At 69.8% G+C, this 13,883-nt stretch carries 13 protein-coding genes; 6 read left to right on the top strand and 7 right to left on the bottom strand.

The window, feature by feature from the left end:
* Positions 1–54 precede the first annotated feature (54 nt).
* Complete coding sequence (locus AC2EBS_RS09175; RefSeq protein ID WP_484728087.1) at positions 55–1,494, top strand: sigma-54 interaction domain-containing protein; 1,440 nt, start codon at positions 55–57, stop codon at positions 1,492–1,494.
* A gap of 93 nt (positions 1,495–1,587) precedes the next feature.
* Positions 1,588–2,466, top strand: a complete 879-nt coding sequence (locus AC2EBS_RS09170) for a UDP-2,3-diacylglucosamine diphosphatase (protein ID WP_484728086.1) — start codon at positions 1,588–1,590, stop codon at positions 2,464–2,466.
* Positions 2,467–2,822: 356 nt separating this feature from the next.
* On the opposite strand, the gene AC2EBS_RS09165 is transcribed toward AC2EBS_RS09170, so the two are convergent.
* From AC2EBS_RS09165 to asd, 3 genes are all read right to left on the bottom strand, one after another.
* Complete coding sequence (locus AC2EBS_RS09165; protein ID WP_484728085.1) at positions 2,823–4,214, bottom strand: UDP-glucose dehydrogenase family protein; 1,392 nt, start codon at positions 4,212–4,214, stop codon at positions 2,823–2,825.
* Positions 4,211–5,449, bottom strand: coding sequence for a glycosyltransferase family protein (locus AC2EBS_RS09160; RefSeq protein WP_484728084.1), 1,239 nt, complete (start codon positions 5,447–5,449; stop codon positions 4,211–4,213). The genes AC2EBS_RS09165 and AC2EBS_RS09160 overlap by 4 nt, the downstream gene beginning before the upstream one ends.
* A gap of 401 nt (positions 5,450–5,850) precedes the next feature.
* Complete coding sequence (gene asd / locus AC2EBS_RS09155) at positions 5,851–6,723, bottom strand: archaetidylserine decarboxylase (protein WP_484728083.1); 873 nt, start codon at positions 6,721–6,723, stop codon at positions 5,851–5,853.
* Positions 6,724–6,798: 75 nt separating this feature from the next.
* Between asd and AC2EBS_RS09150 the strand changes: the two genes are divergently transcribed.
* Entirely contained in the window at positions 6,799–8,457 is a 1,659-nt protein-coding gene (locus AC2EBS_RS09150) for an aminotransferase class III-fold pyridoxal phosphate-dependent enzyme (RefSeq protein ID WP_484728082.1), read from the top strand.
* Positions 8,458–8,477: 20 nt separating this feature from the next.
* Here AC2EBS_RS09150 and AC2EBS_RS09145 read toward each other — a convergent pair whose 3' ends face one another.
* Positions 8,478–9,092, bottom strand: coding sequence for a hypothetical protein (locus tag AC2EBS_RS09145; RefSeq protein WP_484728081.1), 615 nt, complete (start codon positions 9,090–9,092; stop codon positions 8,478–8,480).
* Positions 9,093–9,296: 204 nt separating this feature from the next.
* Here AC2EBS_RS09145 and AC2EBS_RS09140 point away from each other — a divergent pair, with 204 nt between their 5' ends.
* Positions 9,297–10,571 carry a glycosyltransferase family 4 protein gene (locus AC2EBS_RS09140; protein ID WP_484728080.1) on the top strand — a complete coding sequence of 425 codons (1,275 nt, stop codon included), beginning with the start codon at positions 9,297–9,299 and terminating at the stop codon, positions 10,569–10,571.
* A 125-nt stretch (positions 10,572–10,696) separates the two neighbouring features.
* On the opposite strand, the gene AC2EBS_RS09135 is transcribed toward AC2EBS_RS09140, so the two are convergent.
* From AC2EBS_RS09135 to AC2EBS_RS09125, 3 genes are read right to left on the bottom strand one after another with little or no spacing between them, the layout of a single operon-like run.
* Complete coding sequence (locus AC2EBS_RS09135) at positions 10,697–11,332, bottom strand: NrsF family protein (protein ID WP_484728079.1); 636 nt, start codon at positions 11,330–11,332, stop codon at positions 10,697–10,699.
* Positions 11,333–11,357: 25 nt separating this feature from the next.
* Positions 11,358–12,062, bottom strand: a complete 705-nt coding sequence (locus tag AC2EBS_RS09130) for a sigma-70 family RNA polymerase sigma factor (protein ID WP_484728078.1) — start codon at positions 12,060–12,062, stop codon at positions 11,358–11,360.
* Positions 12,063–12,093: 31 nt separating this feature from the next.
* Entirely contained in the window at positions 12,094–12,459 is a 366-nt protein-coding gene (locus tag AC2EBS_RS09125) for a DoxX family protein (RefSeq protein ID WP_484728077.1), read from the bottom strand.
* Positions 12,460–12,674: 215 nt separating this feature from the next.
* On the opposite strand from AC2EBS_RS09125, the gene AC2EBS_RS09120 reads away from it, so the two are divergent.
* Positions 12,675–13,064, top strand: coding sequence for a thioredoxin family protein (locus AC2EBS_RS09120; RefSeq protein WP_484728076.1), 390 nt, complete (start codon positions 12,675–12,677; stop codon positions 13,062–13,064).
* A 21-nt stretch (positions 13,065–13,085) separates the two neighbouring features.
* Positions 13,086–13,811: a cytochrome c biogenesis CcdA family protein gene (locus AC2EBS_RS09115; protein WP_484728075.1), complete on the top strand. Its 726-nt coding sequence runs from the start codon at positions 13,086–13,088 to the stop codon at positions 13,809–13,811.
* Positions 13,812–13,883: the final 72 nt, after the last annotated feature.

Raw genomic sequence — 13,883 nt, 5'->3', positions numbered from 1 at the left:
CGGCATGAACTGCCAAACTTGGCGGTACTGACGCGCAGGCGTAGACTGGGCCGCATGAATGCCCGCAAGCGCCCCAGTGATGCCGCCAACCCCGCCGGCGGCGAGCTGGCCGAGCTGGTCTCCTATCTGGACGGCCTGCCCGAGCCGCATATCGTCTTCGACACGCGCTACCGCATCGTGGCCTCCAACGGCGCCTACCGTCGCCAGTTCAGCCCGCAGGGCGATGTGGTGGGCAAGACCTGCTATGCGGTCTCGCACCATATCGACGTGCCCTGCGACCAGGCGGGCGAGAGCTGCCCGCTGGCGCGCTCGCGGCAGAGCGGCCAACGCGAGCGCGTGCTGCACCTGCATCACACGCCGCAGGGCGAGGCCTACGTCAATATCGAGCTGGTGCCGCTGCGCGATGCGCGCGGCGAGCTGAGCTACTTCATCGAGAAGATGGAGCCGCTGCGCGTGGCGCACAGCCGCGCCGCGTCCGAGGGACTGATCGGCCGCTCGGCCGCGTTCCGCGAGATGCTGGCGCAGGTGGCGCGCGTCGGGCCCTCGCAGGCCAGCGTGCTGCTGCTCGGGGAGTCGGGCACCGGCAAGGAGCTGGTCGCGCGCGCGGTGCACGAGGCCAGCACCCGCGCCGCCAAGCCGCTGGTGGTGGTGGATTGCGCCAGCCTGCCCGAGTCGCTGTTCGAGAGCGAGCTGTTCGGCCATGAGAAGGGCGCCTTCACCGGTGCGTCCGTGGCCAAGCCCGGCCTGGTGGAGGCGGCCGATGGCGGCACGCTCTTCCTCGACGAGCTGGGCGACATCCCGCTGGCGATGCAGGTCAAGCTGCTGCGCCTGCTGGAGAGCGGCACCTACCGCCGCGTCGGCAGCACCGAGCTGCGCAGCGCCGATCTGCGCGTGATTGCCGCCACGCACCGCGACCTGCAGGCGATGATGGCCGAGGGGCGCTTCCGCGAAGACCTCTACTACCGGCTCTCCACCTTCCCGATCCTGCTGCCGCCGCTGCGCGAGCGGCTGGACGACATCGCGCTGCTCGCGCCTTCGCTGCTGGCGCGTGTGGCGCCGCGGCGCCGCCTGGCGCTGAGCCGTGCCGCGCTGCAGCGGCTGATGCGCCACGACTTCCCCGGCAATATCCGCGAGCTGCGCAATGTGCTGGAACGCGCCGCGCTGCTGAGCGACGGCGACAGCATCGAGGCCGCGCAGATCGAGCAGGCGCTGGCGATCGGCGTGCCGCTGGCGCCGCCACACAAGGCTGGCCGGATGCCGGCGGCGCCGGCCTTGGCAACCTCAGCCGCGGCAGCCCGCGGCGCCAGGCCCGCGGCCACGCCGCTGCGCGCCGCCGAGCAGGAGGCGCTGCGCGCGGCGCTGGCTGCGCACCGCGGCAGCCGCGCCGAGCTGGCCCGGCGTCTGGGGCTGAGCGAGCGCACGCTCTATCGCAAGCTGCGCGCACTGGGCGTGGCCGACGAGGACGGTGGCGACGCGCCACCCGACGCGCGCTGACCACAGTCGCGGCGATCGCGTCCGCCGGTCTTCATGGCGGCGTCACATGCGGGCCCCAGCATGGCGTCTATCGCCATCGCCGGAGCCCGACGCATGACGCCAGCTCAGCATCACGAGCCACCCGAGACCCCCGGCGCCCACGCCCTGAAGGTGCGCACGGTATGGATCTCCGATCTGCACCTGGGCACGCCGGGCTGCCAGGCCGGCGCCTTGCTGGCCTTTCTGCGCGAGGTGGACTGCGAGACGCTCTATCTGGTGGGCGACATCATCGACGGCTGGCAGCTGCGCCGCAGCTGGTACTGGCCGCAGGCGCACAACGATGTGGTGCAGAAGGTGCTGCGCAAGGCGCGCAAGGGCACGCGGGTGGTCTTCGTGCCGGGCAACCACGACGAGTTCGCGCGCAAGTACGTGGCCCACAACTTCGGCGGCGTCGACGTGGTGGAGGAGTGCATCCACGTCACCGCCGACGGCCGGCGGCTGTGGGTCACCCACGGCGACCTGTTCGACGGCGTGATCCAGTGTGCCAAGTGGCTGGCCTATCTGGGCGACGCGGCCTATGAGTTCGCACTGCGCATGAACCGTCACCTCAACAGCTTCCGTGCGCGCGTCGGCCTGCCGTACTGGAGCCTGTCGCGCTATCTGAAGCTCAAGGTCAAGCGCGCGGTCAGCTATGTCTCCGACTTCGAGGAGGCGGTCGCCCGCGAGGCGCGCAAGCGCGGCGTGGACGGCGTGGTCTGCGGTCACATCCACCACGCCGAGATCCGCGATGTCGACGGCATCCTCTACTGCAACGACGGCGACTGGGTGGAGAGCCTCACCGCACTGGTCGAGCATGCCGACGGCCGGCTGGAGATCCTCGACTACAGCGCCCATCTGCTGGCCCAGCATGCGCTGGCGCGGGCCAAGGCCTCGAGCGTGAAGACCGTGCCGGCGGCGGCACCGGTGCCGCAAGGTGTGGTGGCGAAGCGCTGATTGCTGTTGGACGGTTTGAGCGGCTGACGTGCTGGCTAGGGCTGGCGGGTTCAGCTGCGTGGGCCGGCCTTCGGCCGACTTCCCTCGGTGCTCGTGCCGCGGGGCGGGCGCGCAACTCGCTGCTCTCGCTGCGCTCGTTCCGCTCAGACAGGGCGCGCCCAGTCAGTCAACGAAGCGTGCCGGCTGCGCCCGCACGCCGCCCCGCGACCCTGCGCGTCTCGGCCACGCAGATTCACCCGCCAGCCCAAGCCCGCACGCCAGCGGAGCCATGGTGGCGTGCCTCGGTGTATCGCACGGCAGTGGCCCGGCCCCAGGCCAGGGCGCTGCCGTGTTGCTCAGATCAGGCCAGCAACCAATCAGGCCACCAGCGCATGCCCCAACGGCGACTCCAGCAGCGCCTCCACCCGCGCGCTCGTCGGCGGCACCGCACCGCGCCCGATGCCGATGTGCTCGAAGCCCTGCGCGCGCATCCAGGCCGGGTCGTAGAGATTGCGGCCGTCCAGCACCAGTGGCGTGGCCAGCGCCTCGCGCAGGCGCGCGAAGTCGGGGCTGCGGAACTCGCGCCATTCGGTCACCAGCAGCAGGGCCGATGCGCCCTGGGCCGCTTGGTACGGATCGTCGCAGAGCTGCAGGCCGGCACGATCGGGCCAGCGGTCGGCCAGCGCCGGCATCGCCACCGGGTCGAAGGCGCGCACGGTGGCGCCGCGGGACAGCAGCGCGTCGATGATGCGCAGGCTCGGCGCCTCGCGAAGATCGTCGGTGCCGGGCTTGAAGGCCAGACCCCACAGCGCGAAGCTGAGGCCATCGAGACGCTCGCCGAAACGCTCGACGACGCGCTCCACCAGCAGCAGGCGCTGGCGCTCGTTGATGTGCTGCACCGCGTCGAGCAGGCCCAGGCGCAGGCCGGCGCCTTCGGCCATGTGGCGCAGCGCCTTCACGTCCTTGGGCAGGCAGGATCCGCCCCAGCCGCAGCCGGCGTAGAGGAACTGGCTGCCGATGCGCGGGTCGCTGCCAATGCCGAGCCGCACCTGCTCGATGTCGGCGCCCAGGCACTCGGCCAGCATGGCCATCTCGTTCATGAAGCTGATGCGCGAGGCCAGCATCGCATTGGCCACGTACTTGCACATCTCGGCGCTGCGGCGGTCCATCACCAGCATGCGGTCGCGGTTGCGCAGGAAAGGTGCATAGATCGCGCGCATCAGCAAAGTAGCCTGCTCGTCGTCGGAGCCCACCACCACGCGGTCCGGGCGCATGAAGTCCTCGATCGCCACGCCTTCCTTGAGGAACTCGGGGTTGGACACCACCGCGAAGGGCAGCACCGCGGCGCGCGAACGCAGCTCGGCGGCGATGGCCTGCTGCACCTGCTCGGCCGTGCCCACCGGCACCGTGCTCTTGTCGACGATGACCTTGTAGTCCAGCATGTGCCGGCCGATGCTGCGCGCCGCGGCGAGCACATGCTCGATGTCGGCCGAGCCGTCCTCGCTGGCCGGCGTGCCCACCGCGATGAAGACGATGGTGCCGTGGTTCACGCCGCTTGCAGCGTCCAGCGTGAAGTGCAGGCGGCCGGCAGCCGCGTTGCGGCGGATCAGCTCGGCCAAGCCCGGCTCGTGGATGGGCACGCCGCCGCTGCTCAGCAGCTCGACGCGCGCCGGGTCGACGTCCACGCAGACCACGCTATTGCCCATGTCGGCCAGGCAGGCCGCCGTGACCAGGCCGACATAGCCGGCGCCGAAGACCGAGACTTTCATGGCTTCACCCGATAGGAGTTGGAGAAAAGATTCGTGACCGCAGGAGTCGCACCTGCGGCCATCGGCCGGTGCGACGCGCGCGTCGTCTCGGCGCCGGCCTGCAGCAGTGCGTCGAGGATCGCGGGCACCTCGTGCACCGCGTGGTTGTGCAGCCGCGCCACGCGCTCGCGATACACGGGCAGATCGGCGAGCAGGTCGTCCACGCCCTCGCGCACCTGGCCCACCGAGCGCAGCACCACGCCCAGGCCCTGCTCGCGCAGCCACAGGGTGTTGTAGCGTTCCTGCGGCATCAGTCCGAGGCCGTCAAAGGTGATGGCCGGCAGCCCGCAATGCAGCGCCTCGCTCAGCGCGCCTGGCCCCGGCTTGCCGATGAAGTAGTCGCCCAGGCGCAGCACCTGGGCCATCTGCTCGGTGTAGCCCAGCGCGATATGCCGGCGCGGCAGATCGGCATCGGAGCGCATCAGCCTCTCGCGCAGCGCCACGTTGCGGCCGCACAGCAGGATCAGCTGCCGATCGGGCAGGGCGCGCGCGATGCGCAGCATCTGCATCGAGCCCTCGCCGCCGAACATCACGATGCCGGTGGGCTTGGCCGGGTCCAGCCCCCAGTCGCGCAGGGTCTGCGCGCGCTGCGCGGCGCTCGGTGCGGGTGCATAGAAGGCGGGGTGCAGCAGCATGCCGGAGACGCGCGAGACCTGGGTCTGTGCGTAGCCAGCAGCCAGCGCCTGTTCGTAGGCGCGCTCGCTGCCGACGATGAGCTGCTGGCGCTGACCCGGCTCGATCCAGAAATGCGGTGGTGTGTCGGCGATGTCTGTGAGCAGGGTCGCAAAGGTCACGCCGGGCAGTGCCAGCGCCAGCGACTCGTAGAGCGTGCGATTGAAGTTGGGGATCAGCGACAGCACCAGCTGCGGCTGCGTGGCGCGCCAGTGCTGCTGCAGCGCGCGCACCATGGGCCGGTGGAAGACGCGAATCAGCAACTGCAGCAGGCGCAGCTCCTGGCCCAGGCCCAGGGTCCAGCCCCGCTGCAGCCGCAGGTTGTAGTAGTCCTCGGGCTTGCAGCCCAGCAGGCGCTGGAAGCGGCCGTTGGGGTCCATGGCCTCGAAGAGGTTGACCAGGCTGACCGACCAGGGGCGCTGCTGCTGCGCGATGACCTGCTGCAGCGCGCGGGCGGCGGCACGGTGGCCGCCGCCGGCGTCGAAAAAGACCAGCGTGATGCGCTTGGCGGCAATCTCGTCCATGGCCGGCAAGCATCGCCAGTAGTGATGACCGCGGCGTGACGCGCGCTGGGCAGTTTCGTGACGTGGCCCGATTAAGTGGACCTGCCAAGGTGGGAGCGAGGCGGCGGCTCGGCCCGCTGCCGGGCTCATGCTGCGCGGGTCGGCCCTGTGGGCCGACTTCCCTCGGTGCTCGCGGCGCGGGTCGGGGGCGCAGAACTCGTTTCGTTCTCTGCGCTCACTTCACTCGTACAACCGCGCCCAGTCAGTTGTGGATGCGCGCTGCGCGCGCCGACCCGCTCCGCTGCGCTCTCGGCCGCGCAGAAATCGCCCGGCAGCGGGCCGAGCCACCGCCCGACGACACCGTGGCGTGCAGGGAGTTCGTGCCACGCCCCAGCCCGCGCAGTCCAATCCAACGACGTGGCCTACACCTCAGGCAACCGCATCAATGCCTGCCCCGCCCGCACCCGCGCGCCCGGCGCGATGCCGTCCAGCAGCGCAAAGCCCTTGGGCGCGAAGACGAGGATCGTCGAGCCGTGCTGGAACCAGCCCAGCTCTTGGCCCTTGCTCACCGTGGCGTCGCAGGGCATCTCGTTCGGGCCGCGCCAGCGCAGGTGCAGCAGCACGTCGAGGAAGTGCAGCCGGATGCTCGCCACCAGGATGGCTGCCACTGGCACCAGTGCGATCGGGTATCCGCCCCGGTCCAGCCGCGCGCGCAGCACCGCACGCTCGTTGCGGCAGAACAGTCGCTCCACGCGAGTCAGCGCGATCGGGTTCACGTTCCAGGTATCGCCGCTCAGGTAGGTGACATGCTCGATGCGCGCATCGTGCGGCGCATGGAAGCGGTGGTACATGCTGCTCGTCAGGCGTAGCGTCAGATAGCTGCCGTCGCGAAAGGCGCTGATGTCTTGCGTGGGGCCGAACAGCTCCTCCAGCGTGTACGGGAATCCCTTGGCCTGGAACACCGTCGTGCCTTCCACGCGGCCGCAGGCGCCGACGATGCCGTCGCTGGGGCTGCACAGCAGCGCGGGGTCGGTATCGAAGGGCCGCGCGCCGGGGAGCAGCTCGCGGGTGAAGCACTCATGCAGGCTGGCAAAGCGCTGCTGGCGCGCATCGCTCAGGTCGAGCTCGGTGAAGAGGCGCCACACCGCGATGGACAGCCGGGTCAGCGCCGGGCTGCGGATCTGGCTGTACCAGCCCATCAGATGCGTCAGCAGCTTGCGCGGCACGCGGTTGGTGAGCAGGAAATTCAGGTCTTCCTGCAGCAGCAGGTTCCGCAAAGTCTGTTTCAGGTTCATCGGTTCACGCGCTTGTCAAAGCGGCTTGGTAGACATGCGGCCGTGCGCTTCGCACGGCTGCCGGGACACTGCTTGATGGATGCACCACAGAACACGCTCGCCCTGCTGACGCTGGGCACGGCCCTGGCGCTGGCGCTGCCGCGGCTGCAGCGCCGGCTGCAGCTCTCGCGCGCCAAGCACCGCTCGCTCACCGGGCACTCGCGCATCGCAAAGCGACTGGCAGGTCTGCTGCCGGGCTATGCCTACGACGAGGCGCGCTTCTTCGCCGCCGACGGCGCACCGGCCGAGGTGCAGGCGCGGCGCCGCGCCGGCTTCGAGGCACTGGCGGCCGAGTTCGCCGTGCGCTACCCGCAAGGCGCCGCGCTCAGCGCCGCAGCGCGCGAGCACATCGCCGACCTTGAGTTCACCAGCCGCTACCGCGTGCCCTTCCAGTTCAGCCCCTATGTGCGCGAGCGGCTCAAGCTCAGCGCCTTCGTCGCCGCCAGTCACGGCGTGACCATCGAAGATGTGGACGGCAACGTGGCCTACGACCTGGCGGGCTCCTACGGCGTCAACCTCTTCGGCGTCGACTTCTACAAGGCCTGCATCGCCGAAGGCGCGGCCACCGTGGCCGAGCTCGGTCCGGTGCTGGGCAGCTACCACCCCTGCGTGCTCGAGAACGTGCGGCGCCTGTGTCGCATCTCGGGCCAGGACCAGGTGTCCTTCCACATGTCCGGCACCGAGGCGGTGATGCAGGCGGTGCGCCTGGCGCGCTATCACACGCGGCGTTCGCACCTGGTGCGCTTCTGCGGCGCCTATCACGGCTGGTGGGAAGACGTGCAGCCTGGCCCCGGCAACCCGCTGCCGCCGCGCGACGTCTACACGCTGCAGGACATGAGCGATCGCGCGCTGCAGGTGCTGCGCACGCGCCGCGACATCGCCTGCGTACTGATCAACCCGCTGCAGGCGCTGCACCCAAACGCAGCGGCGCCGGGCGACTCGTCGCTGGTGGACAGCAGCCGCAGCGCTGGCTTCGACCGTGCCGCCTACACGCGCTGGCTGAAGGAATTGCGCCAGGTGTGCAGCGAGCGCGGCATCGTGCTGATCTTCGACGAGGTGTTCATGGGCTTCCGCCTGGCGCCCGGCGGCGCGCAGGAGTACTTCGGCGTGCACGCCGACATGGTCACTTATGGCAAGACGCTGGGCGGCGGCCTGCCGGTGGGCGTGGTTTGCGGCCGCGCCGACCTGATGCAGCGCTACCGAGACGAGCGCCCGGCGGACATCTGCTTCGCGCGCGGCACCTTCAACAGCCACCCCTATGTGATGGGCGCGATGAAGGCCTTCCTCGACCGGCTGGAGACGCCCGAGGTGCGCGCGCTGTACGCCGGCATGGACGAGCGCTGGAACGCCCGCGCCGCCGGCTTGAACGAGCGTCTGGCCAATGCCGGCCTGCCGGTGCGCGTGGCCAATATGGCCACCGTGTGGACCGTGCTCTACACCGAGCCGGGCCGCTACAACTGGATGCTGCAGTTCTACCTGCGTCGTCACGGCCTGGCCTTGAGCTGGGTGGGCAGCGGCCGCTTCATCTTCAGCCTGAACTACGGCGACGAGGACTTCGCACAGGTGGCGCAGCGCTTCGTCGCTGCCGCGCTGGAGATGCAGGCTGATGGCTGGTGGTGGCACGACAGCGAAATGAGCAATCGCAGCATCCGCCGCGGCATCCTGAAGGAGATGCTGCAGCGGATCAGGGGCTAGGCCGGGGCTGGTGCGTCTCCTCAACCGCGACGGGCTTCGGGCATCGGGTCAAGCAATTCGCCCTTGAGCAGATAGAAGGGCGACTTGTAGTACTGGACGATGTCCCACACCGGGTCGGTGATGATCTTCGTCGCCCAGGCGATGCCGGGCAGCAGGCTACGCTCCTTCACCCATAGCTGCAGCACGCGCAGCAGCACCGCGGTGACGCCCAGCGACAGCCAGGCCATGCCCACATCGTGCAGCCAGCCGCGCGTGTCGGTGGCCGGCTCGATCAGGCCGCCCAGCGAGGGGAAGAACCACAGCGCCACCGGCAGCAGCACCCAGACGGTGAGCAGCACCGCCTTGCGGCGCATGTTGTAGCCCACCTTGACGGCTTCCTTGTACTCGTCGGTCACCTGGTTGATGTGGTCGAAGCTGCGCGGCTCGAAGAAGAAGTGCCCCGCCTGCCGCGTCGTCATCGACACGCCCCAGGCCACCAGCGCCGCCGTGGCCGGATCGACGAAGAGCAGCGCATAGGCGCACAGGAAGGAGATCGCGCTGACCAGGTGCAGGGACTGGTTGATGCGGCTCTGGTGGTAGTAGCGGTGGTCGTCCCAACGTTGGGTCGCCAGCAGTTGCAGGAATTGCTTGAGCATCACTGTGGGCCTCTCGCTTTTATCGAATCGTGGCGGGGATGGCGCAGGAGCGGCGGAGAGCCGCCGGCGCGGCTGCGATGCTGCGCAGCGCGCATGACGCAGCCGTGACACGCCCATGTCATGGTCGTGGCGTGGCGCATGCTGCACGCGCGCTTACCCGCAGCGCCTTGCGCTGTCACGGAACGGTCGCGCAGTGTCGGCACGATGACGGCCATGCGCGATGAACTGCCCGCCGAACACCTGGTCGTCGATCACCTGCCGGCGCGGCGACGCAGCCTGCGCATCGCGGTGGTCACCGAAACCTATCCGCCCGAGGTGAACGGCGTCGCGCTGACGCTGGCACGCATCGTCGAAGGCCTGCGCCAGCGCAACCACGACATCCAGCTGGTGCGTCCGCGCCAGGCGGGCGATGCCAGTGCAGCGGCCGGCGGCGACAGCGCCGCCCCTGCCTCGACCCTGCCGATGGAGCAGGTGCTGACTGCGGGCATGCCCATCCCGCGCTATCCGCATCTGCGCATGGGACTGCCCTCGGGGCGCTTCCTGAAGAAGCTCTGGTCGGTGGAGCGGCCCGACATCGTGCACATCGCCACCGAGGGGCCGCTGGGCTGGTCGGCGCTGCGCGTGGCGTCTGCGCTGCAGCTGCCGGTCAGCTCCGACTTCCGCACCAACTTCCACAGCTACAGCAAGCACTACGGCCTGGGCTGGCTGCACCGGCCCATCATGGCCTATCTGCGCAAGTTCCATAACCGCACCCGCTGCACCATGGTGCCCACCGCGGCGCTGGGCGCCGAGCTGGAGCGCCACGGCTTCCGCAATCTCGAGGTGGTGGCGCGCGGCGTGGACCTGGCGCAGTTCGACCCCGCGCGCCGCAGCGAGGCGCTGCGCCAGAGCTGGGGCGTTGGCCCCGATGACCTGGTGGTGGCCTGCGTCGGCCGCCTGGCCGCCGAGAAGAACCTCGATCTGCTCCTCGACAGCTTTGATGCCATCGCCGCGAACCTTCCGAATGCGCGTCTGCTGCTCGTCGGCGACGGCCCGCTGCGCGAGACGCTGCAGCAGCGCTGCCCGACCGCGATCTTCGCCGGCCAGCGCAGCGGCGCCGACCTGGCCGCGCACTACGCGTCAGCGGACCTCTTCCTCTTCCCCAGCCTGACCGAGACCTTCGGCAACGTCACCATCGAAGCCATGGCCAGCGGGCTGCCGGTCGTCGCGTTCGACTACGCCGCCGCCGCCGAGCTGATCCGCCCCGGCGTGGAAGGTACGCTGGTGGCGCTGGGCGATCGCGGCGCCTTCGTGCGCGCGGCATGCCAGCTCGCTGCCGAAGACCCGGCATCCCGCCGCGCACGCGGCATTGCCGCCCGCGACCGCGCGCTGGCGCTGGACTGGCCGCACATCGTGGCGCAGTTCGAAGGCGTGCTCGAAGGCGTGCTCAGGGGCGCCGGGCAGGCGCCGCTGGGGGTGGGCTTGGTGGCGGACGGGTGAGCGCCTGCGGCTTGTGGGCAAGCGACCCGAAGCTCGGTTAGCGCTCCGACGCAGGGAGCAGGGCTCGTGACCTCGTGGGCTGCCGACCGGACCGATGACGCGCCCCTTGGTCGCCGGCTTGCCGCTTACCAACGCAATGCACGCGGTCCCAGCGCGGCGCCCACCGCGCCGGTCAGCACGATGCCCAGCGTGTACCACGAGGCCACGAACGAGGCGGAGGACTCGGGGCAGGCGAGCGAGTAGCCGATGGCGCCCACCGAGCCGGCCAGCAAGCCGGCCGCGAAGCCCGCAGCCCGGGGGCGGGTCGGCGCCATCCCGCGCACCGCCCACAAGGCGGCTGCCAAGGCGGGCAGGGACAAGAGCAGCACACGCCAAGGGCAGGCGAACCACGAGTCGCCCAGCAGAGCCTCAAGCCGTGCTTCAGGCGGCGTTGCCCACAGCGTGGCCAAGCCAATCACAGCCATCAAGCCGATGACCGCCACGGTGGCGCGCTGAGCCTGCCGGACGGGTGCAGCCGGCCGAGCCAGTTGCGCCGTCAGCCAGGCTGCCGCCAGAGCGAGCGTGCCCGCGTAGGCGATCTTCATCCACGGCGTCACGGTGGCAAACATAGCCGACGGTATGGCTCCGAACCATCCGATGGCGACAGCGGCACTCGCCAGCAGGCCGGCGAGCGCGGCGGGTGACAGGCGCCGTGCGGCCAGCGCGCGGGGCGCGGGACCGGCATCACGTGCCAGCATATCGATCAGGTGTTCAGTCTTCATCGCTCGGATTCCTGGCTTGGATGGATCATGCCGGTGGGTCCCGCCTGACCAGAGCCGCCAGGCGCTTGAGCCCACGGTGCACCTGCACCTTGATGGCCGACTCCGAGGCGCCAGTTTGGCCTGCGGCCTCGGCGACCGACAGCCCTTCAAGCTTCGTCAGCATGATGGCCTGCTGTTGTGCCTGGGGGAGTTCCTGCAGCAGGGTCAGCAGGTCTCGCCGGGCACCGCCATCGTCGGGGTCGCTGGCCAGCAGCCGCTCGTCGACGTCGTCGATCGCCTCGTGCAGGCCATCGCGCCGCCCGCGCCGACGCCACAGATCCACCAGCTTGTGCCGCGCGATGGCGACGGCCCAGGCGCTGACCGGCAACGCCGGGTCGTAGGTGCCGCGTTGCAGATGCAGGGCCAGCAAGGTCTCCTGGACCAGATCTTCCACCTCGTCCGGAAAGGCAGAAAGCCGACGCCTCAGGTAGCTGCGCAGGCGAGCTGCCAGCAGTACCAGGGCCTGTCGGTAGGCTGTTTCATCGCCAGCCTGTGCACGCAGCCACAGCGGCTTGAGCTTGGCCTCAAGATCATCGGGGCGGGTGTCAGCGGGCATCTGGCGGCACGGTGTCCTGGGCTTGCCGCCTGCCCGAACTTGTCGGCCGACGAGGCCGGATCCGGCAAGAGGCCAGGGCAGTTTACCGGCGCTGTCTGCGCAGCCGGGGTCTGCCAGTGCGGCCGTGGGATCCATGTCTGGGCGATGTCAGCTGTGGCTCGAACCGTCAAGCGTGCGCGGTGCGCTGCAGCTGGCCCAGCAAGTTGCGGATGTCGCTGCGTCCCTGCCAGGCGCGCCAGGCGGCGAGTCCCAGGATGGTCATGGCCAGCGCCAACATGGCCCACTCGGCATGCAGCAGGTGGGTAGAGACGGCCCCCAGCATCAAGGCCGCCAGGCCGGCAGCGGCGAGTGCCGAGAGCCTGCGCACCAGCAGTGCCGCCGCGCCGGCCAGCTCGGCCGCGCCAACGGCCACCATGAACCACAGCGGATAGCCCCAGCGGGCGAAGGCTTGGACCTCGAAGTCCAGGCCAGCGAGTTTGGCTGTGCCCGACAGCGCGAAGACCAGAGCGAGCACAAGAGCGAGGACTTTCATGGCGGGGCCTTTCTATCTGACTCGGTGAGACCGGGGTGGCGTCAGCGCGACGCTTCATGCCTTTCGCTCGCGGCGGCCCGGCGGTTACATCCGCGCGTGCCAGCAGCTCGCCATCCAAGGAATCTGCATGTCGGGCTGTAACCGTTTCGGGGCCTTTGCCGAATGGCTGATGGCTTCACATCCACTGAAGCCTCATCAACCACTCAGGAGTTCCTATGAACCGTCGTTCCCTCGCCGCTGTGCTGGCCGTTTCTCTTCTCGGCATGACCGGCGCCGTGCAAGCCCTCGAGCTGCGTCCCTTCGACGGGGCCACGCTGGCCAGCCTGCAGGGCGCAGGCAAGCCGGTGGCCGTCCACTTCCATGCCGACTGGTGCCCGACCTGCGTCAATCAGAGCCGGGCCCTGGAGCAGTTGAAGGCCTCGGGCCAGCTGCAGGGCATGACGGTACTCGTCGCCGACTACGACAAGGAGAAGGAACTGAAGCGCCAGCACAAGGTGCGATCGCAGTCAGTGCTGGTCGTGTTCAAGGGGGCGGACGAGGTGGCCCGCAGTGCCGGCGAAACCAAGCCTGAGCAGCTTCGTCAAGCGCTCGTCAAGGCACTCTGATCGAACGCGACCCGCTTCGCCATGGTGTCCGCGACCGAACTCGGACTGGCTTGGCTCGCCGGCAGCCTGACCACGCTCAATCCCTGCGTCTTTCCCCTGCTGCCGCTGGTGCTCGGTGGCGCGGTCCAGCAGAATCGCTTGGCCCCAGTCGCCATGGGCGCCGGCATGGTCGGGGCCTTCGCTCTGCTGGGCCTGCTGGTCGGTGTTGCCGGCGATGCGCTCGGCCTGAACCCCGATCACATCCGCGTCGCGGGTGCCTTGCTTCTCGTCGGCTTCGGGCTGGTGATGCTGGTACCTCGCCTGAACGAACGCTTCACCCAACTGATGGCGCCGATGGCGACGCGCGCCAATACCGCGACCTCGCGCTTTCACGCAGGATCGTTGGCAGGCGCCTTCGCCATTGGCGGCTTGCTTGGTATGGTGTGGAGCCCGTGCTCGGGGCCGATGCTGGCCAGTGCGCTGACCATCGTCGCCAGCGAGGGCGGCGCGCTGCGCGGCAGCTTGGTGCTGGGCGTGTTCGGCCTGGGCGCGGCGACGGTGCTGGTGGCCGCGGCCTATGCCTCGCGCGCCAGCTTCGGGCGCGTGCGCGGCTGGGTCTTGACGCACATGGACCGCGCCAAGCGTGGCTTCGGCGTGGTGGTGCTGCAGTTGGGCCTGGCGATCCTGATGGGGTGGGACAAGTGGCTTGAGGCGCAATTGATCCACGTAATGCCGCAAGGCTGGATCGACCTGACCACGCGGTTTTGACCGGACGCACCGAGCAGTGGCGCGCGCGTCGATCGATCGAACCGCGTCCGCCCCACGGCAGTGCCCCGGACC

The organism is Roseateles sp. T103 (assembly GCF_057219915.1).
This window is presented reverse-complemented; position numbering and strand designations above follow the sequence as displayed.